Below are 18,748 nucleotides of genomic sequence, written 5' to 3' on the forward strand. Positions count from 1 at the left end.
GTATAATTTCCGGAAGTGGTATATTTTACACCATTTACCGGCCATGTATAACTGTCACAAGCAGTTTGTGTTTCAGTAGGGGACGAGGTTGAAGGAGTAATCGTTAAATTTAATTTTTTAGTATCACATCCCACAACGGTTGTGTAGGTTCCAGAACTAGTATAAGTAGTGCCATTTGCACTCCAGGTATATGAATCACAAGCAACTATAGTTTCTGGTGCTGAAGTAGTAGACGGAGTTATAGTTAAATTCAAAGTTTTGGTATCACATCCAATAACTGTTGTATATGTTCCAGAACTAGTATAAGTAGTTCCGTTTGCACTCCAGGTGTATGAATCACATGCACTTATAGTTACCGGTGGAGATGTTGTTGACGGAGTTCCTGTTACAGTTTTTACCAAAATTCTGTCACTTGCACAATAGGCTGTTTCACAAGCAACACAATAAGTAGTATTATTTGCTGTCGGAGTTGCTGTAACTGATGCTCCGGTTGCAAAACTTGTTCCTCCACTCATTGCAGTATACCAGGTAGCAGTTGTACCAAGCGGACAAGTTGCATTTAAAGTAACTGCGGTACTTCCTAAACAAGGAATATTTTGTGTATCTGTAGTTGCTGTAGCACTTCCTGGTTTAATTGAAGTTGTTGTAATATTAGAATTTACAGTTGCGAAATTAGAACCACTAACAGTTGCCTGATTGGTAACAGCACAAGTATTTTGAGGCAATGTACCAGCGGCATTAATTGTCGCACTAAAAGTAATTACTGTAGATTTTCCGGCAGCTAAAGTAAATGGTCCGGCAGAAAGTGTTGTTGCAGTTGCAGTAACAGCTGTACTTTTTGCCGTAACCGAATTATCAGTTATAGCAGGATTGTTAACAGTTGATTCTGCAGCTGGTTTTGTTTCTTCCTGAATATCGTTCTGAGGAGCCATTTTTGAAGCAGTTCCATTATCAGGAACAGTTACAGTTCCGGATACTATTTTTCCGGTATATGGAAACTCATGCAATGCAGCTCCAATACTATTATTATTAAGATCCCAAAACGTTTTTAGCCTCGCAGAATTATCCGTGTTGGCAGCCCCGGGAACAAAAGTTCCTGTACCTTGCAAAATTACCTGAGAATTTGCACTTTGTGACATTACATCAAATGTTGCTACTATTCCGGTTGCTGTATTTGTAGTATTTCCGCCGATATTTGCTGCATTTATCATGGTACTTAAACTATTATCTGCAGTAGCTACAATACCAAGATTAGCATAAGCATTATTAACAACATTAATAATATTGTTTTTTATAGTAGCATCTATTCTTGCAGAACCCGAAATGTTATTATCATTCGCATCAGAAAAAATACCATAATTACTTGCATTGTTAATAATGTTATTTGATATTTCTGTTATATGTTTGGCGTTTCCACTAACGGCTACATAAATTCCGTTACAGGTTGTTCCCAGACCAGATGCGTCAATACTATTATTATTTATGCGTCCTTTCATTGTTCCTGATCCTTGATGACCAACACTACAGGAATATACACCATTATAACTTGCTTTTAATATATTATTTATAATATTGTAGTTAACAGTTGCCGAACCATTTGCCTGTAAAGATAATCCGTTGCTTCCCGGACTTGTCGTTGCTGCATTTATGATGTTAGCATCTGTAGAAGGTGTATTGCCGCCTATTTGGATATTATTTTCAGAAGATCCATCAAAGTTTAAAGTTAATCCTGTGGTTTTTGGATTAGAAAAATCATTTTTCTTAAAAACTAAAGTGTTTTTTGAAGTTCCTCTTGCCTGAAAAATAAAGTTACTGTCACCATTTGATCTATTGAAAGAGTTTTTAAATTGAGAACCTGTTACAGTAAGACTTAGATTCGGATTTTGAGAAATTCCGTTATATGCAAAAAAACCTCTTCCCCAGGAATCATTAACATTAGTATTTGTTATAGAACATGTTCCTTTCAATTCAAGGGCAAATATTCCACCGACATTTACATTACCTCCATTTGCACTTCCGCAACCAGTGATAGTACTATTACTTAAAACAAAATTAGTAACATCATTTAAATTTATTCCCATTGAATTTGTGGTACCTGAAACAGCAATATTATCTAATGTAACTCCTCCTGATATTGTTTTAAAATGCAGAGCTGCATAAGAATCTGTATTATTATTTTGAGGATTTGGAACACTTGTATTTACTGCAGAATTACTGGAATTAATAAAATTCATATTTTTAAGAGTAACATTTGTACATGAAATAAATTCAGCACCTCTTTGTTGAATATTTTGAATTGTACCTCCAGAACCAGCTGTAGTTCCAGAACCAGTAATCTGAAAACTTCCCGGAGAATTAACAGAAATTCCTTTTGTAGAGTTTCCGTTTGCTGAAATACTTGTAAAAATACAATCGATAGTGCCAGTTCCTGTGATATTTACTGCCTGAAGATTTGTTGTATTAATAGAAGCATTTTTAATTTTCAACGCGCTTACATTTGATCCCGATAAAGTCCCTGTCATTGCTACAGCTTGAATATCATTATTAGACTTTAAACTAATACCGGATATAACAGGATTTGCACCACCGGTAGATGGTAAAGTATTGCTATATGTTGGTAAAGTAAGATTTAAAATAGAAGTCAAACTTGTGGTTGCTCCCTGACCAATTACTTTTTGATTATCGTTTAAGGTTAAAAGTCCAGAATTGGTTCCACTATAAATAAAAATAGGATTTGCACTTGAACCTGTAATACTACTTAGTTGTTTATAAGGAGTTGCTAAAGTTCCGTTTCCTGCTGATGCAGCCGCACTATTTACAAAGATTATAGGAGTACTTATAGTAATATTTACTGTTGCAGTTGAGGTTTTTCCACTTCCAGTTGTTACGGTATAAGTAAAACTATCTGAACCGGAATATCCTGCAGTTGGATTATAAGTAAAAGAACCATTTGAAGCCAAATTAGCCGTGCCATTAGTTGGAGCTGTTAAAATAGTTGCTGTTAAAGCAGTTCCGTCCGGACTTACATCATTTGCCAAAACACCTCCGGTAGCGTCTACGGTAATTCCAACATTTCCAATACAGGAATAAGAATTATTATTAGCAACTGGTGTAGCTTTAAATGAGTTTGCAACTAAGGTTAAATTAGAATCTAAAATATCCTGAAAAGTCATCCCCAGAGCATCATCTGTACCTGTATTTGTAATCGTAATAGTATAATCTAACTGAGAACCAGGCTGCGCATTTCCACCACCATTTACGGCTACAACATTATTTACAGTGACAGTTGCAGCAACAGCGGAAGTACTGGAATTCTCTTTAACTTTAGCTTTTTTACTTTTAGTATTGTCTTTTTTATCAATAAAAGTTTTTTCAGCTTTCGCTAAACTTTCAACTATAGGAGCAACAACATTTTCCTTAATAATATTATTGTACTTCATTCCAAAACTTAGAAATCCTAATAATACTATTACAACCAAGAGTTTGTTATTTTTCATTTTTTTTTGCTTTAAATTGGCCTAATCAAGAAAATACTGCTTCATATTTCATCCCCACTTCATCAAAACCAAGTGGAGTAAGAAATAATTCTAAATTGCCTTCTTCGGGATGTATAATGGTAAAAATACCCTGTTCGTAATATTCGTTTTTTTGTTGTGTACGAAAAACTATAGAAAATGGATTTCTTTCTAATGGAGAATAACTGTTGAATTCGGTCACCGAAATTAATTCCGCGTCAAGCTGAATTTCTTCCGAAATTTTAATAATAAATATTTTATCGAGTAATGAATTAAAGTTATTTACAGAGAGTAAAGATATATCCATATAATTTTGTTAATCGTTATTTTTAATTGGTTGCATTCCATTCCATTAAATGGTAAACTCCATTTGTTTCACTTATTTTTTGAAACCCTAATCTTTTATATAATTCCATAGCGGGATTAAAACTTTCAACATGAATCGTGACATTCAAATTATTGTAGGTTGCTTTATTTAAAATTTCATTTAAAATAGAGCTGCCAATATTTTTATTTCTCCATTCTGGTAGAATTGTGATGTCTATAATACGAATGCCTTTTTGTTCATAAAAGAAATCAATATATAATCTTCCAATCGTTACGTTTTCTTTTTCAATTACATAGAATTTTCCGCCAAGATAATTTTTCTGATAATATTCATGCTGAGCAGAAAACTGATGTTCTATAAAAAGTCTTTTTTGTTCTTCGTTCCAGTTAGTTCCTTTTTCTAATTCTTCTTTACGGGTACTTCCATATATTTCGCAAAGTATAGGAAGATCGTAGGCTTGAATGTTACGAAGAGTAATATCTTTTATTTTTAATTCCAAAATTCAATTATTTTATCCTCGAGGTGGGTAGACTCCCTGAATAGCAATACAAAAATTCATTGTCAAATATGGCATCATATTATTATGGGGTACACTACCTCCAGTAGGATTTATACTATTGGCACTCATATCAGTATTTGCAACACCTGTAGAGTAAACTCTAACAGGATTTCCTCGCCCGAAACTATTATTTGTTGGAGAGATTGATTGCGAATTTGAAGTTGCAGCCATTAAGGAATGACTATGGGAAGGAATTTCAGATTCTAATAAAGTAACCGTTTCAGTTCCTCCTGTCTCTCCCAAATCATGTAAAGATAATCCAGGGCCTTGTCCAGGTTGCATTGGAGTTCTCCCCTGTATATCCGGTAAAGCAAAGGTACTCTTTCCGTCACCGCCATAAGTGGTTCCTAATAATGAAAATAGACTGGTTTGTTGTGATATTGGTAAAAGTTGTCCATTACAAAAAGCCCAGCCTCTTGGAGGGAAGTTAAATGGAAATATGCGTATTTCGGCCACAAAAGGATCCATAATATATCGTTTTATTGTATTAAAAAATATTGTAAAATTTGATTTTTAGGTTGGAGAAGGATATATTCCAAACAATGAAATAATAAAGTTCACACATAAATAAGGTTGAAAATTGGTATGAGGCTGACTTCCACCTTTCGCTGTGATTGATGTTACATGTAAAGGTGTTGTAGGACTTGCACTTGAAAATAATTTATTTCCTGGCGGATTAGTACTCAAGAGAGAGCCCGCAGGACTTGAAGTATCTGCTAAATTTGTTGTTGCCAATAATGCATGAGTGTGGGACGGAATCTGATTTACTGTAAGAGTAACTTCTTCAACACCGCCAGTTTCTGCCAGTGTAAAACCCTGACCGGAATGAATAGGAATTCTGCTTTGTAAATCAGGTAATGCAAAGTCACTTTGACCATCACCTCCATAAGTAGTACCAATTAAGTTAAATAATGTTTCATTCTCTGAAATAGGAAGTAATTGTCCCTGACATAACATCCACCCGGCAGGAGCAAAATTTCCTGCAAACATTCTAATTTCACCAACGTAAGGTTGTGCCATTTTTTAATTTTTACAATTAATAATTAAGTTACTGATGGAAAAATTCCTTGAAGAGCAATACAAAAATTCAGTACTAAAAAGGGTTGCATATTTAAATGAGCCTGATTACCACCTACATTTGCAAGGGTTCCCGCACTCATAGATGTTAAATTTTGATTTTGACCACTATAGACAAGATTAGGCATTGTATTGGCCAAAGCAACACTATTGTCAGGAATATTGGTAGACACAGCATCAGTTTTAGCTTTTAAAGTATGGCTATGTGCAGGCATTTCAGAAATAGTTAAAGTATGAGTTTGTTCACCTCCTTTTTCTCCCAAAGTGTGGCCATTTCCAAAATGAATTGGAGTTCTGCCACGTAAATCAGGTAATCCGAAGTTAACTCGTCCATCTCCACCAAATGTGGTTCCTAATAAGGAAAACAATCCCTGATTTTGGTTTATAGGTAAAAGTTGTCCATTGCACAACGCCCATCCTTTTGGAGCAAAGTTAAAAGACATAATACGGGTCTCGGCTAAAAATGGTTCTGCCATAATAGAATTATTTTTTATGTTTTTAAGATAAAATAGTGATTAAACAAAAAAAGAACTGACAACAAGACTATGTTGAGAGATTACTTCTTTTTGATATACAATATTATTACCTTCTTTTATGATAATTTTTGTTGTTGTTTGTTCAGAATTTAAAACGGTTTGCAGAGATACACTTCCTTTTCTCGTATCAAAACTGTATGGATTTAATTGTTGAGAAGGGGCGGGAAATAAGTAATGAGACAGGTTAACGTCATTACTATATATATTTAAATCGCTCATGGCAACAGTAATAGCTTCCAAATCAAATCCGGATAAAGATCTTAACGATTTCCATTCTCCTTTTGAATTTTTCCCAAAACACAATAGAACATCATCTACTTTTCCGGTAGTTTCGGTATGAAGATGCATTGGAAACATTTTTAGAAGTCCGTCTGAAGAACTATAGCAAAAATTTCCTGAAGCAGTGTAACCTGTTTTTTCCCAGCTCGCTATTGATTTTTTATAGCAATCAGCCAGAGATTGGTCTAAAAGAAAGGCATCAAAAAAAGTTACTTTGGAGAATTTAGAAAGAATGTTTTTTTCCTGATTTTCAGGAATTGAAAAGTTTTCTAAAGTGTTTTGAGCAACAAGTGAACCGCAAAACAAAGTTGATGCGCCTACGAATCCAACATTTTTTATAAAGTTTCTTCGCTTTAAATCGATCATATTCAATGGTTTTAGTAAAAATGACGAAGTAAAAGTACTAAAAACATTAAATGCCTGCGAAAAAAACAAAAAATTTTGTTAATAAATGCAATAATAATCGACGAACTACGTTATGATTGTAATTTATTAAGAAAAATATTATTTTTATTTAAGTAAGATGTTAAAAAAATAAACCCCAAGCTACCTAAGTAATTTGGGGTATTAATAGAGTAATAAAAAATACTTTATTTCGTTTCTTCGTCTTGTTTTTTAGCAGCAGGTTGATCGTCTTTAGCAGCGTTTTTAAATTCCTTAATTCCACTTCCTAAACCTTTCATTAATTCTGGAATTTTTTTACCTCCAAAAAGTAATATCACAATACCTACGATAACAAGGATTTCTGTAAGACCTAATCTTCCCATGACTATTATATTTAATGCCGAAGCAAATTGATTTCTTAAATTATTCCACAAAGGTATATAGAAATATACGAAATAAAAGTGTTTTTAGTTTAAAATATTTGTGCCAGACTACGTTAAATATTTTATAAAATAGTGAATTTAGCCCATTCACAAAATAATCCCGAGCTTTAGCAATACGATAAATTGTTATATTTGCTCTAATTAAAAGAGTTTATGTCAAAGAAAAAAAAGAGTTTCAGAAGAAAATTATTCACCAAAAACAGATTAGTAATTTTGAATGAAGATACTTTTGAAGAACTATTTTCTTTCAAACTCAATTTAATGAATGTCTTTGTAACATTTACTTTAGGAGGCATTTTTTTAATTCTCATTACAACTTTCATTATAGCATTTACGCCTCTTCGCGAATTTATTCCGGGATATTCTTCGACAGAACTAAAAAGAAATGCAACCAAACTGGCTATAAAATCAGATTCTCTCGAAACAGCTTTGCGACAAAATGAAGCTTATATAAAAGGAGTTCAGAAAGTTTTAAAAGGAGAATTAGAATATTCAAAATTTAATAAAGATTCTATTTTGGCAGAAACAGTTGAAGATCCCAAAGATTTGAATATGAAAGCTTCTGATGCTGAAATAAAATTAAGAGATGAGGTTGCAAAGAATGAAAAGGAACAGCCAACAAAATCTCAGAAGAAAAAGAAAAGTGACAAAAAATAATACCATAAAAAATGTCAATTAAAGCTGTAGCAGCAAAATTATTTGCTAGTAAGATATATTCAGAAACTCAAACCTGGGCCAAAAAGCCAGTCGAAACGCAACAGAAAGTCTTTAATAACCTCATAAAAAATGCCAAAGCAACCCATTTTGGCAAAGATCATCATTTTAATCAGATACAAACTGTTCAGGAATTTCAGAAAAACGTTCCAGTACGAGACTATGAAGATTTAAAGCCTTATGTGGATAAGGTTGTAAAAGGACAAGAAAATATTCTTTGGAAGGGAAAACCATTATATTTTGCTAAAACTTCTGGAACAACCTCTGGAGCAAAGTTTATTCCGCTGACTAAAGAATCTATGCCGTTTCATATTAGCGCAGCGCGAAATGCAATTTTACATTACGTTCATGAAACTGGAAATACTGGTTTCGTAGATGGAAAAATGATTTTTCTGCAAGGAAGTCCAATCTTAACAGAGAAGTACGGAATTAAATTTGGAAGACTTTCTGGAATTGTAGCGCATTTTGTTCCAAAATACCTTCAGAAAAACAGAATGCCTTCGTGGGAAACCAACTGTATTGAAGACTGGGAAACCAAAGTAGATGCGATTGTCGACGAGACTATAGTAGAAGATATGTCGGTTATTTCGGGAATTCCGTCTTGGGTACAAATGTATTTTGAGCGCTTACAGCAAAAAAGTGGAGGGAAGAAAATTGGCGAAATTTTCAAGAATTTTAACCTCTTTATTTACGGAGGAGTCAATTACGAACCATACCGTGCCAAATTCGAAAACATGATTGGCAGAAAAGTAGACAGCATCGAATTGTTTCCGGCTTCTGAAGGCTTCTTTGCTTATCAGGATTCGCAAAAAGAAAAAGGAATGCTGTTGTTATTGAATTCAGGTATTTTCTATGAGTTTATCAAAGCAGATGAATTCTTTAACGAAAATCCAAAAGCGCTGACAATCGGCGAAGTAGAAATAGGAGTAAACTATGTTTTAATTATTTCTACAAATGCAGGACTTTGGCGTTATAATATTGGAGATACTGTTCAGTTTACTTCTTTGGCTCCGTATCGTGTGATAGTTTCCGGACGTATCAAACATTATATTTCGGCTTTCGGTGAACATGTTATAGCCAATGAAGTCGAAAATGCAATGAAAGAGGCAGTAGCATCAACCAATATTGTAATTAACGAATTTACGGTTGCACCACAGATTAATCCACAAAACGGACTGCCTTATCACGAATGGCTGGTTGAATTTGAAAGGGAACCGGAAAACATGGAAGTTTTCGCTGAAACTATTGACAATTCAATGCGAAAACAAAACATTTATTACGATGATTTGATTACAGGAAATGTTTTAAGAAAAGTGGTTGTAACCAAAGTTTCGAAAAACGGATTTCAGGATTACATGAAATCACAAGGAAAATTGGGAGGACAAAATAAGATTCCTAGATTATCAAATAATAGGGATATTGCAGATAATTTGAGGTAGCATTTAGATAAATATTTTTATATTAACAAGTTATTTACTACATTTAATAAATTAGATAAGTAAATAAAAAATTAATGAATCAAGGAAAATTTCAAAATAAATACCGTGTTTCTTCAATAAGGGCTCAATGGTGGGATTATGGTTGGAACGGAGCCTATTTCATCACAATTTGTACACAAGGTAGAGAACATTATTTTGGAAAAATTCAAAATGATAAAATGGTTTTGGCAGAGGTTGGTATTATTGCTGATATATTGTGGCATCAAATTCCTGCGCACCATAAAAACGTTGAATTAGGTGATTTTGTGGTCATGCCAAATCATATTCACGGAATTTTGATTATCGATAAACAATGGGATAACGCAAATGACGTGGACATGGATTTCGTACAGACAGGGGATGCCCTGTCTCAACAATCATCGAAATCGAATCCAGGTTCACAACGTTTTCAAAACATTGGAAAAAATACTATTTCGTCAATTATTGGGTCATATAAATCTGCGGTAACCAAACATGCAAACAGATTAGGATATCCGCATCAATGGCAAAAATTATTTTATGATAATATCATTAGAAACAATAATGATTACCAAAGAATTTCTGATTACATTGTTTCCAATCCTGAAAATTGGGCAAAGGATAAATTTAAAACAGAAGATAAATCAAAATGATTTTTTAAAAAATAATGTTGTAGACACACGGCATGCCTTGTATTTGCTTACATTTGAGTTTATAAAATAAAATAGAATGAAAGAAACCAAACATATATCAAGATCAAGAGCTCAGGAATCATCTGCAGCGATAGAAAAAATGTACATCACAATGCGTCATTTGTTCAACCGTGGTTTTTATAAACCAATGGGAGTTTCTGGCGATAGTTTACGTGAATCATTATTGGCATTAAGACCTGAAATCTACGGAAATATTGCTGAAGAAAAAGTAGAATTGAACGGACTTTTATACGTTATAGAGCGTCTTCCAATTGGAATTGAGCAATGCCGTTTTATCAATTTAACTTCAGACGAAGGCTATTCTAAATCACATTTTCAGGCCATTGTTCCTCCAAAAAGAAGACGAAACTGCTATAGAATTGATGAGGAACAAATGAATGTTGAAATCACTCGTGGTCGTTCGGACATTTATGACATTCTAACACATTTGACTTTCATTTTCATCGAATCTCATAAAATTAAAAACAGAGTTTTAATTGATGACGGTGGAGAAGTTTCCCGTGACTGGCAGAAATTGGAGCAGGCAGTTATGCAGACTAAAAAGCTTTCTTTGGTAGAAAAAGAAAAAGCGATTTCGCATGTGGCTAATATTTTAGCTAGAACTTTTGAAGAAGTTTTAGATATTTACGATGCTTTTGGATCTGAAAATGCTCCAGATCGTTTTCTGCATGTAATTTATTGGTTAGGAAAACTGGCAATTGAAGAAATTGTAGAAAACAATAAACGAACCATAACATTTAGTCCTGTTTTGCGTGAACGTTTGGGACACCACATTCACGGAGAAATCTGGGCTACAAATATCAAAGAAGTTTTAAAAGCCAATGATCTTTTAAAACGCCCAATTCACGTTATAAGTGCGAATATGCATAGTGTGATGAACTCTATTTTTGCAACGCCGTTGTTGAAAACTAAGTACAAAGGCAAAACAGATTTCTTTATTTATGAAGAACTGAGCGGTTCGGGTTCAAAAGAAATAAGAGGTCAGGTAGAAGAACTGGCTTTAAAAAACGGAATGATTTCATTGCCAGATTGTTCAGGAACCAATATCGATGTTCAGATTTTTGATACGGCTAAGATTGACTGGTCAAAAACAGCCTTTTCGCATGCCAATGTAGGCGAAGAGAAACCAGTTATAATCGTAATGGATTATGCTTTTGGTGAGCAGGCTTACGAAACAATTGACGAGCTTTTGAAACCCTATAAAAAAGAAACTTTACTAAATGTAAAATCGGTTTCAATCATGGGTAAAGCAGGAATTCTGGAAGGCGGAAAAGGCGATATTATGATTCCGACGGCACATATCAACGAAGGAACGGCTGATAATTATTTCTTTGAAAATGAATTAACAGGCGCAATGTTTGAAGGAAATGAGATTGACATTTATGAAGGTGCAATGGTTACGGTTCTTGGAACTTCATTACAAAACAGAGATTTATTGAAATTCTTTCACGAATCAACCTGGGGAGTGATTGGTCTTGAAATGGAAGGATCTTATTACCAAAAAGCAATCCAGTCGGCATCCAAAATTAGAAAAAGTGTGCCTCAGGATATTAAAGTTCGTTATGCTTATTATGCATCAGATAATCCGTTGGAAACAGGAAGCACACTGGCTTCAGGCGGATTAGGAACAACTGGTGTAAAACCAACCTATTTGATTACAATTAAGATTTTAGAACAGATTTTCAACATCAAATAAAAATCATAAATGAGTACAAAAGTACCGCAAAATATAGAAGATCAGGAGATTGATTTAGTTCAGATTTCTAAAAAGATTGGTAACTTTTTCGACAGAATTAATAGTTCTATTTTTAGAACTATTCAATTTTTTCTGAGAAACTGGATTATTGTTTTAGTATTGGTTGTGAGTGGTTTTGCAATTGGCTGGTATTTAGACTCAACAAGAAAATCGTACATTAATCAGATTATCGTAGAACCCAATTTTGAGAGTGCAGAGTATTTATATTCTAAAATTGACTTGTTGCAATCCAAAGTAATTTCTAATGATACTGTTTTCTTAAAAAATGTTGTTGGAGTTAAAAAGCCAAAACTGATTAAAAAAATTCAGATCAGACCCATTGTTGAAGCGTATAAGTTTGTAGCCAATAAAGAGCGTAATTTTCAATTATTGGAACTTATGGCTGAGAATGGCGATATCAATAAAATTTTGGTAGATACCTTAACTAGCAAAAATTACAGATATCATACGGTTTCATTTACAACAAGCAAAGTTGGAGACGATAAAGATTTTGCTGTACCTATTTTGAATTTTTTAAACAATTCAGAATATTTTAATACTATTCAAAAAATAGAATTAAAAAATTTACAGTCTAATATTGTACAAAATGATTCTATAATTAAACAGATTAATATAGTTTTAAGCAATTTTTCCAATGGTACAGCGAGTGCTCAAAAGAATGATAAACTCATATATTATAATGAAAATACACAGTTGAATGACCTTATTAAAACTAAACAAGGTTTAATTGAAGAACAAGGTAGAAACAGACTTAAATTAGTTAGTTACGAAAATACAATCAAAGAAATCAGTAAAACGATTAATGTTGAAAGTAAAAAATCAATCAATAGTAAATTGAAATTTGTTTTACCTATTTTACTTGTGTTTGGTTTTATTGGATTGGTAGCGATAAGAAAATTTTATAATAAGCAAAAAACGCTTCACTCTTAATTCCTTCTATTTTAAATAGTTATTTATTATTTTAAAATGAAGAATATTTTATTACTTAAACTGAATAATGAAAGGCTAAGAGAAATTTTATTTTTTTTAGCCGTTTTATTATTAGTTATACTTCCAAAAGGAGGTTTTAAAGTAGCAGGTATTCCTTTAACCTGGGGTTATTTATATTTAGGGTTTTTATTAATTCTTTCTGTAATTGTAATAGGTAGTAAGTTTAGATTTCCTGTTAATAGTAAGCATTTTATGTGTCTAGTAGCAACAATTCCCTTTGTTGTTTATTTTTCTATTCATTTATTAGTATTTGGTTACGAAGGATCTACAGGAAATTTTATAGCATTTTACATTAGTTTTGTTTTTCTGCCGTTTCTATTTTACATTATATTAGGTCATTTTTTAGCTAAAATTGATATTGATTACATTGAAAAATTAATATCCAATTCTGTTTTTATAGTTGCTTTATACGGTATCTTTTTGTTTATCTATAAACAATATACAGGACATTTTTTGGAAATACCTTATGTAACAGTTAATGCAGGTGATTTAGGAGAACTCGCAGGTTCTAAATTTAACCGACGAGGCTCTGTTTCAAAATTGATTTCAACTTATAATAATGGAAATATTTTTGGAGTTTGCACATTAATGTTGTTTCCTATCTTTTATAAAAGAACAGCATCAAAAATTAAGATTTTTATTGTCATTTTGGCTTTAATCCTAACTTTGTCCCGAACAGTTTGGATAGGATTAATTTTCTATTTTTTAATTATTTACAGAAATAAACTACAGCAACTAGCAAAAGTTTATTTAGCTGGTGCATTATTGCTGCTCGTAATAGGATCTTTCCTGATGACCAAATATTTTCAATATGGCTCTCTTGAAGGATTTATTTTAGATTCAAATCTTGGTGGTAGAATTTTACAGATTAGAAAAGTAAACGAGATCACATTGTTTGGAAATGGACCCTATAAAATCATTGAAGAGATTGTATATCTATCTATTTTTAGACAATTTGGAATTATTGGTTTAATACTTTTTTGTATTTCTTTTTTTGCTCCAGTTTATATTTTTCTTCAAACCAAAAATAACAATCAGGTTTATTTATGGGGTATTTTAACGTATTTATTTATTTGTCTCAGTGATGGTTGTATGTTATTAATACCAACATTAGTGTTCTTCTATTTTATTTGTACAATGGCTTTCATCAACCAAAATAGAGCCAAGGAACAAAATATCGCAAAATAGAAATATGTAAATTCCATATTGACGAACCAGAACATTTTCTGTTAAAAACGAAAAAGCAAATAACAATGAAATAGAAAAATAAATATAGTTTTTAGTTTTTAAACTATATCTAAGTTTTATAAAAAATGTCATTACAAAAGTTATAAACAGAAAAATTCCTCCTTTCAAAAAATAATCAAGATATTGATTATGAGAGTTTAAATTTTCTTTTGATAAATCCTGAAAACCATATTCATCATAGCATTTATTAAGCTTGGGTTGAATAGTATTATTATTTGTACCTAAGAAATGAGATTCCTTAATTACCTTTAAGGAACAGTAACAAATAGTGTATCTGGTAGAATTTTCTATTTTATTTTTATTCAGAAATTGTATATCATCTTTGTATCTCTGTGAGAAAAAGATGATAGTAAAAAATAGTATAATAAGAGGTAACAAAATGATTTTTTTATTAAAAAATCCCTCTTTAAAAAAGAAAAAATAGCAGTTTAAGGCAATTAAAAACAAAGTTGAAAAAAGAATCATTCGTGCGTTAATGATTACCATACTTGCTAATAATAAGAAAATCAGCAATAATAAGCCTATTTTAAATTTTATAATAAGACCTTGATTATGAACTAAAAAATCAAAAAGGAAAAGTAATGCAATTCCAATCCATAAGCTTAAGTAAGTACCGTGAATATGAATGTTATTTTCTAAATTAAATCGTGCAAAATACCAGTTAAAACTATGATTAGGAATATCATTAATGTAAAAGACAAGAATGTAAATACTAAGTAACGAAATACAAAAAGAATAGGTTAAAAGTATTTTTTTTCTGTGTTTCCTAAAAAACGAAGAATCATAAAGAAAGAGGCTGAATATGGGAACTATAAAAATCAGAAGGCTATTGGAAATTGCCTGAATACTTCTGGAATTATAATAAAAAAGATTATAAGCGAATAAAAGCAGAAACGATAAGATAAAAGAAAATGTCTTTGATGAAAACAGCTTTTTTTGAGAATTATACTGAAGCAGTAAAAAGAAACTAGCAACAGACATTATAATTGCCTGCACAGCTTCAAACATATACAAACATGAAGCAAAAGCTAAAAGATACAAGAAATAAACAACGACTTTATTTATTTTAGTTTCTTTCATTTAACCAATCTTTTAAAAATAGTTTTAATTTTTTCCTGGACAGAAGCTGGCATATTTTCTCTTATAAATTGAACTAAATACTTTTTAATTTTTAATTTAAATAATTGAAAATCAGTAATTTTAATTTTTAATGAATCAATTTCATTTTCAGAGACAAATTCTAATGATTTCCATTTAGTTGGATCATTTTCATGAAAATTAGCAAACTCTTTATAATTGTTTAAGTTGATATTCTTCCAAAACTCAAAAAAAGCAATATTATCTGAATCATCTCTATGGGACCAATTAGTTATTTTGGTATAAATTTCATCATCATCTCTTGCCCAAGATTGATGTAGCAGAATAAATTTAGTAATGATTTTTTTGGAGTGCCTTGTAGCTCTCATATATTTATATTTTGGATAATTGGTAGCAACTTCGACAGCATCTAAGGAATCTTTAATGTATAAAAAACCGTCATCAACCTTTTTAAATAAAGTAATCCATTGTACATGAATTTCTACTGGATGCTTCTCAGGATTTTTTAAAAAATGACTTTTTTCTTTTAAAAAAACAGTAAAACTTTTAAAATCATTAAAATACTCATCACTATCAATTTGAATATGCCATCCACCTTCTCCCATTGCTTTTGCAAGTAAATTTCTTTCTCTCGTATCATTTTCAGAAGGAGTATTTTCAGGTACAAAAAAAGAGTCTTCGTAGATAACGATTTTCTTTAAAGTATCAAATTTCGCAACCCATTCAAAAAAAAGAGGATCAATATATAATGGATTTCCACTCCAGGTAAGACGATCTTTATCAACCGCAAGAACGATTAAGTCAGCATCATTATATACCAGCGGAATTGATTTGTATAGATATTTAAAATCGTATGAAACAAGAAAGCCAACTTTAATCATTTGCTTAAGAAATTTAAATTTTTATCCCGAAGTATGTTATAATTAAGGAACAATGTAATAAATAATTCGGTTATAATAAGCGCTGTAATCATTCCCTCTACTTTGAAGAAATAAGACAAAAGAAATGAAAAGGAAATGTTAATTATTAAACCGAAAAAGTATCCTGAAAAATAAATATTCTTTTTTTCGTGGATCAACAGAGACATATAAGCGGATTGATTGAGAGATGCTATTAGAGGAATTGGTGAAAGTAAAATTAAATATCTGCTTGATTCTAAAATATGCGAACTGCTCAAAACAGAAATAATCTGCTCTGAAAAAACAATTAAAAACAATGTTCCAGCAGAGAAAAGCAATATGTAATACTTGAAAATTTGTCTTAGAGTTTTATTTAATTCTGAAATTGAAGCAACTCCAATAGTACAAATTTTAGGAAAAACCCCCTGGAATAATACACCAATAGCATGTTTTCCTAACATAATAACTTTTTCGGAAACGCTATAAATACCAACAATTTTTGAACTGTAAAACACTCCCAAAATAAGAGTTCCAGAATTTAAAATAGAGCAAACAGTTAAATTAGTGAGAAACATTTTAAAACCACTTTGCAATTCGGCATAGATATCTTTGAGAGAGGTTGCGGTATACTTAAATTTTTCTTTTATAAATAAATAAATATAAGCTGTAATGAAAATTAGACAATCAAAAAAACCGAGGATAAAGAATAATATTTGAAATGAATTTTTGCTTTTTACAAAAAATAGAATGGTTAAAAGACAGCTTATTTTAAAAATAGAATTAATGACAAAATATATTTTTACTTTGTTTAAACCTATAAAAATCCAATGAGCATTTTGTGTGCGTGAAAAAAGCATCATAAAAAGCGAAAGAAAAAATATAGAGTTACTGCTAATAGCATTGTATAAGTGAGCAAATACAAATAACAATAAAAAAGTTGGAATGGTTAATAGTAATTTAGTATTTATTACTGTCGAAATATAGTTGTTAATGGCTTTAAAATCAGAACTTAATTTGCCAATTTTTATTGGTCCTAAAGCATTCCAAGAGTAATCATTAATTACAGAAATGTAGTTGATTAAAGAAAAAGAAATAGCAATTAACCCATAATTTGTAATTCCAAATACATGAATATAAAATGGAATAAGAATTAATGGAAATAGAAAATTAATAAAATTAATGCTAAAACTATAAAGGATATTTTTAATCACAATTACAAAAAAATAAAGGCTCCAAAATATTTGGAGCCAAATTATTAAAGTGATTTATCTATAGAATCATCTGGAGCACCTTGAGGAGCCCATGAACCAGATTTATCATTTCGCATTGTAACTCTTCCGGTTTCGGTATCTAAAACAAATAAACAGACTTCCCCAGTATCTGTTCTTTGAATAACAGTCATTTGATACTTACCAATTTGACTTTTTTCCTCTTCTTTTTTCTGAGGTTCCTGACAAGAAACTATTAATAAAGAGGCAATAATTATAAAGGCTATTTTTTTCATTTGTTTTTTTTTCAAAAGTAATTTTTTTTATCAAAGAGATAGATGTTTTAAATAAAAAATAAACAGGATTTAATTTTAAAACTTAATTTTGAAAAGATCTGTAAAGTTTTAATATAAATGAAATTAGTAATTGATATTCGTTTGATAAATGCTTCTGGTATTGGTACTTATATAAAAAATGTAATTCCTGATATTATTTCAGAATTTAAAACTGTTACAGTTTTGGGAAACAAAAATGAAATAGAAAAGTTTGACTGGAGTAGAAAAGTTGAAATTGTAGAGTTTAATTCTAAAATGTATTCTTTGACAGGACAATTATTATATCCTTTTAAAATTCCACAATGTGATGTTTTTTGGTGTCCTCATTTTAATTTTCCAATCTTTCCAATACGTGCTAAAAAGAAAGCTGTAACAATTCACGATGTAAATCATCTTACAGGAATATCTCCAATTTCATCTCTTAAAAAAAAGTATGCTTCTTTTTTATATAAAAATGCAGTAAGAAAAGCGGATGTAATTTTTACGGTTTCGGAGTTCTCTAAAAAGGAAATAGTTCACTATACAATTGCGGAATTAGAAAAAGTGAAAGTAGTATATTGTGGAGTAGATATTCCTTTTTTTGAAGAAGAAAAGCAAAGCAATATTGAGCTTCCTAAAGATTTTCTTTTATATATAGGCAACATTAAGCCTCATAAAAACTTGATTGTTTTATTACAAGCTTACAATTCTTTAAACAGTTCGTTAAAAGAAAAATATAAACTTCTAATAGTAGGGAAAAAAGAAGGTTTTATTACTGGAGATAATCAAATAGAAGAATATATCAAAACTAATAATTTGGAAAAAAACATCATTTTTTCTGGCTGGATACAAGATCAAGATTTACCTGTTTATTATCAAAAAGCCTCTTTATTTGTTTTTCCTTCTCTTTATGAAGGTTTTGGTTTACCAATTTTAGAATCACTCGCAGCAAAAACTCCTGTAATTAGTTCTAGTGCGGCAAGTCTTCCAGAGATAGGAAGTAATTTGGTGGAATATTTTGATCCAAATAATGATAAAGAACTCGCTCAAAAAATTATGAATGTTTTAAAAAATCCAGGTTTTAATAATCAAGTTTCGGGAAGTTTAAAAACACATTTAGAAAAGTTTACTTGGGAGAAATCCATAAAAAAGCATTTACAAGGATTTTACGATATCTTATATTTGATTAACAAAAAATAAATAATGATATTTTTGTTAGGAAAAGTACTG

Annotated in this window: 19 protein-coding genes; 7 read left to right on the top strand and 12 right to left on the bottom strand. The window is 31.1% G+C overall.

Features of this window, described 5'->3' with window-relative positions; genetic code table 11:
* The 8 genes from BM289_RS01165 to BM289_RS01200 all read right to left on the bottom strand — a co-directional run.
* Positions 1-3,497 (bottom strand): beta strand repeat-containing protein (locus BM289_RS01165; RefSeq protein ID WP_091490700.1); only part of this gene is annotated, 3,497 nt, incomplete at its 3' end.
* Between the two features lie 25 nt (positions 3,498-3,522).
* On the bottom strand, positions 3,523-3,822 hold the full coding sequence (locus BM289_RS01170) for a DUF6916 family protein (protein WP_091490142.1): 300 nt from the start codon (positions 3,820-3,822) through the stop codon (positions 3,523-3,525).
* 22 nt (positions 3,823-3,844) lie between these two features.
* Positions 3,845-4,342 (bottom strand): GNAT family N-acetyltransferase, encoded by a 498-nt coding sequence (locus BM289_RS01175; protein WP_091490145.1) that lies wholly within the window; start codon positions 4,340-4,342, stop codon positions 3,845-3,847.
* Between the two features lie 12 nt (positions 4,343-4,354).
* On the bottom strand, positions 4,355-4,870 hold the full coding sequence (locus tag BM289_RS01180) for a phage tail protein (protein WP_091490148.1): 516 nt from the start codon (positions 4,868-4,870) through the stop codon (positions 4,355-4,357).
* Positions 4,871-4,915: 45 nt separating this feature from the next.
* The gene (locus BM289_RS01185) at positions 4,916-5,422 is read right to left on the bottom strand and encodes a phage tail protein (RefSeq protein WP_091490151.1); all 507 of its coding nucleotides are present in this window, start codon (positions 5,420-5,422) and stop codon (positions 4,916-4,918) included.
* Positions 5,423-5,445: 23 nt separating this feature from the next.
* Positions 5,446-5,955, bottom strand: coding sequence for a phage tail protein (locus BM289_RS01190; protein ID WP_091490153.1), 510 nt, complete (start codon positions 5,953-5,955; stop codon positions 5,446-5,448).
* 39 nt (positions 5,956-5,994) lie between these two features.
* Positions 5,995-6,660: a hypothetical protein gene (locus tag BM289_RS01195; protein WP_091490155.1), complete on the bottom strand. Its 666-nt coding sequence runs from the start codon at positions 6,658-6,660 to the stop codon at positions 5,995-5,997.
* A 224-nt stretch (positions 6,661-6,884) separates the two neighbouring features.
* Entirely contained in the window at positions 6,885-7,061 is a 177-nt protein-coding gene (locus tag BM289_RS01200; protein ID WP_091490157.1) for a Sec-independent protein translocase subunit TatA/TatB, read from the bottom strand.
* Positions 7,062-7,274: 213 nt separating this feature from the next.
* On the opposite strand from BM289_RS01200, the gene BM289_RS01205 reads away from it, so the two are divergent.
* The 6 genes from BM289_RS01205 (at position 7,275) to BM289_RS01230 (ending at position 13,939) form a co-directional block, all read left to right on the top strand.
* Positions 7,275-7,778: a peptidase gene (locus tag BM289_RS01205; protein WP_091490159.1), complete on the top strand. Its 504-nt coding sequence runs from the start codon at positions 7,275-7,277 to the stop codon at positions 7,776-7,778.
* A gap of 11 nt (positions 7,779-7,789) precedes the next feature.
* Positions 7,790-9,274, top strand: a complete 1,485-nt coding sequence (locus tag BM289_RS01210; RefSeq protein WP_091490162.1) for a GH3 auxin-responsive promoter family protein — start codon at positions 7,790-7,792, stop codon at positions 9,272-9,274.
* A gap of 74 nt (positions 9,275-9,348) precedes the next feature.
* Positions 9,349-9,945, top strand: a complete 597-nt coding sequence (locus BM289_RS01215; protein WP_091490165.1) for a transposase — start codon at positions 9,349-9,351, stop codon at positions 9,943-9,945.
* A 76-nt stretch (positions 9,946-10,021) separates the two neighbouring features.
* Positions 10,022-11,701, top strand: a complete 1,680-nt coding sequence (locus BM289_RS01220; RefSeq protein WP_091490168.1) for a DUF6909 family protein — start codon at positions 10,022-10,024, stop codon at positions 11,699-11,701.
* A gap of 9 nt (positions 11,702-11,710) precedes the next feature.
* Positions 11,711-12,691 (top strand): hypothetical protein, encoded by a 981-nt coding sequence (locus BM289_RS01225; RefSeq protein ID WP_091490170.1) that lies wholly within the window; start codon positions 11,711-11,713, stop codon positions 12,689-12,691.
* 36 nt (positions 12,692-12,727) lie between these two features.
* Positions 12,728-13,939 (top strand): O-antigen ligase family protein, encoded by a 1,212-nt coding sequence (locus BM289_RS01230; protein WP_091490173.1) that lies wholly within the window; start codon positions 12,728-12,730, stop codon positions 13,937-13,939.
* On the opposite strand, the gene BM289_RS25815 is transcribed toward BM289_RS01230, so the two are convergent.
* From BM289_RS25815 to BM289_RS01250, 4 genes are read right to left on the bottom strand one after another with little or no spacing between them, the layout of a single operon-like run.
* Positions 13,862-15,079 (bottom strand): O-antigen ligase family protein, encoded by a 1,218-nt coding sequence (locus tag BM289_RS25815; protein WP_091490176.1) that lies wholly within the window; start codon positions 15,077-15,079, stop codon positions 13,862-13,864. The two genes, BM289_RS01230 and BM289_RS25815, sit on opposite strands and share 78 nt — an antisense overlap.
* The gene (locus BM289_RS01240) at positions 15,076-15,978 is read right to left on the bottom strand and encodes a hypothetical protein (RefSeq protein ID WP_091490178.1); all 903 of its coding nucleotides are present in this window, start codon (positions 15,976-15,978) and stop codon (positions 15,076-15,078) included. Before BM289_RS01240 ends, BM289_RS25815 begins: the two co-directional genes overlap by 4 nt.
* Complete coding sequence (locus tag BM289_RS01245) at positions 15,975-17,207, bottom strand: oligosaccharide flippase family protein (RefSeq protein ID WP_167365365.1); 1,233 nt, start codon at positions 17,205-17,207, stop codon at positions 15,975-15,977. The genes BM289_RS01240 and BM289_RS01245 overlap by 4 nt, the downstream gene beginning before the upstream one ends.
* Before the next feature lie 44 nt (positions 17,208-17,251).
* The gene (locus BM289_RS01250; RefSeq protein ID WP_091490182.1) at positions 17,252-17,500 is read right to left on the bottom strand and encodes a hypothetical protein; all 249 of its coding nucleotides are present in this window, start codon (positions 17,498-17,500) and stop codon (positions 17,252-17,254) included.
* Between the two features lie 117 nt (positions 17,501-17,617).
* On the opposite strand from BM289_RS01250, the gene BM289_RS01255 reads away from it, so the two are divergent.
* On the top strand, positions 17,618-18,718 hold the full coding sequence (locus BM289_RS01255; RefSeq protein ID WP_091490185.1) for a glycosyltransferase family 4 protein: 1,101 nt from the start codon (positions 17,618-17,620) through the stop codon (positions 18,716-18,718).
* Positions 18,719-18,748: the final 30 nt, after the last annotated feature.

Source organism: Flavobacterium phragmitis (genome assembly GCF_900112575.1).
GTDB lineage: Bacteria > Bacteroidota > Bacteroidia > Flavobacteriales > Flavobacteriaceae > Flavobacterium > Flavobacterium phragmitis.

Excerpts from the sequence above, each read along its gene's own strand:
- BM289_RS01170 (WP_091490142.1), bottom strand. The coding sequence starts at position 3,822 with ATGGATATATCTTTACTCTCTGTAAATAACTTTAATTCATTACTCGAT.
- BM289_RS01180 (WP_091490148.1), bottom strand. The coding sequence starts at position 4,870 with ATGGATCCTTTTGTGGCCGAAATACGCATATTTCCATTTAACTTCCCT.
- BM289_RS01185 (WP_091490151.1), bottom strand. The coding sequence starts at position 5,422 with ATGGCACAACCTTACGTTGGTGAAATTAGAATGTTTGCAGGAAATTTT.
- BM289_RS01190 (WP_091490153.1), bottom strand. The coding sequence starts at position 5,955 with ATGGCAGAACCATTTTTAGCCGAGACCCGTATTATGTCTTTTAACTTT.
- BM289_RS01195 (WP_091490155.1), bottom strand. The coding sequence starts at position 6,660 with ATGATCGATTTAAAGCGAAGAAACTTTATAAAAAATGTTGGATTCGTA.
- BM289_RS01200 (WP_091490157.1), bottom strand. The coding sequence starts at position 7,061 with ATGGGAAGATTAGGTCTTACAGAAATCCTTGTTATCGTAGGTATTGTG.
- BM289_RS01205 (WP_091490159.1), top strand. The coding sequence starts at position 7,275 with ATGTCAAAGAAAAAAAAGAGTTTCAGAAGAAAATTATTCACCAAAAAC.
- BM289_RS01210 (WP_091490162.1), top strand. The coding sequence starts at position 7,790 with ATGTCAATTAAAGCTGTAGCAGCAAAATTATTTGCTAGTAAGATATAT.
- BM289_RS01215 (WP_091490165.1), top strand. The coding sequence starts at position 9,349 with ATGAATCAAGGAAAATTTCAAAATAAATACCGTGTTTCTTCAATAAGG.
- BM289_RS01220 (WP_091490168.1), top strand. The coding sequence starts at position 10,022 with ATGAAAGAAACCAAACATATATCAAGATCAAGAGCTCAGGAATCATCT.
- BM289_RS01225 (WP_091490170.1), top strand. The coding sequence starts at position 11,711 with ATGAGTACAAAAGTACCGCAAAATATAGAAGATCAGGAGATTGATTTA.
- BM289_RS01230 (WP_091490173.1), top strand. The coding sequence starts at position 12,728 with ATGAAGAATATTTTATTACTTAAACTGAATAATGAAAGGCTAAGAGAA.
- BM289_RS25815 (WP_091490176.1), bottom strand. The coding sequence starts at position 15,079 with ATGAAAGAAACTAAAATAAATAAAGTCGTTGTTTATTTCTTGTATCTT.
- BM289_RS01240 (WP_091490178.1), bottom strand. The coding sequence starts at position 15,978 with ATGATTAAAGTTGGCTTTCTTGTTTCATACGATTTTAAATATCTATAC.
- BM289_RS01250 (WP_091490182.1), bottom strand. The coding sequence starts at position 17,500 with ATGAAAAAAATAGCCTTTATAATTATTGCCTCTTTATTAATAGTTTCT.
- BM289_RS01255 (WP_091490185.1), top strand. The coding sequence starts at position 17,618 with ATGAAATTAGTAATTGATATTCGTTTGATAAATGCTTCTGGTATTGGT.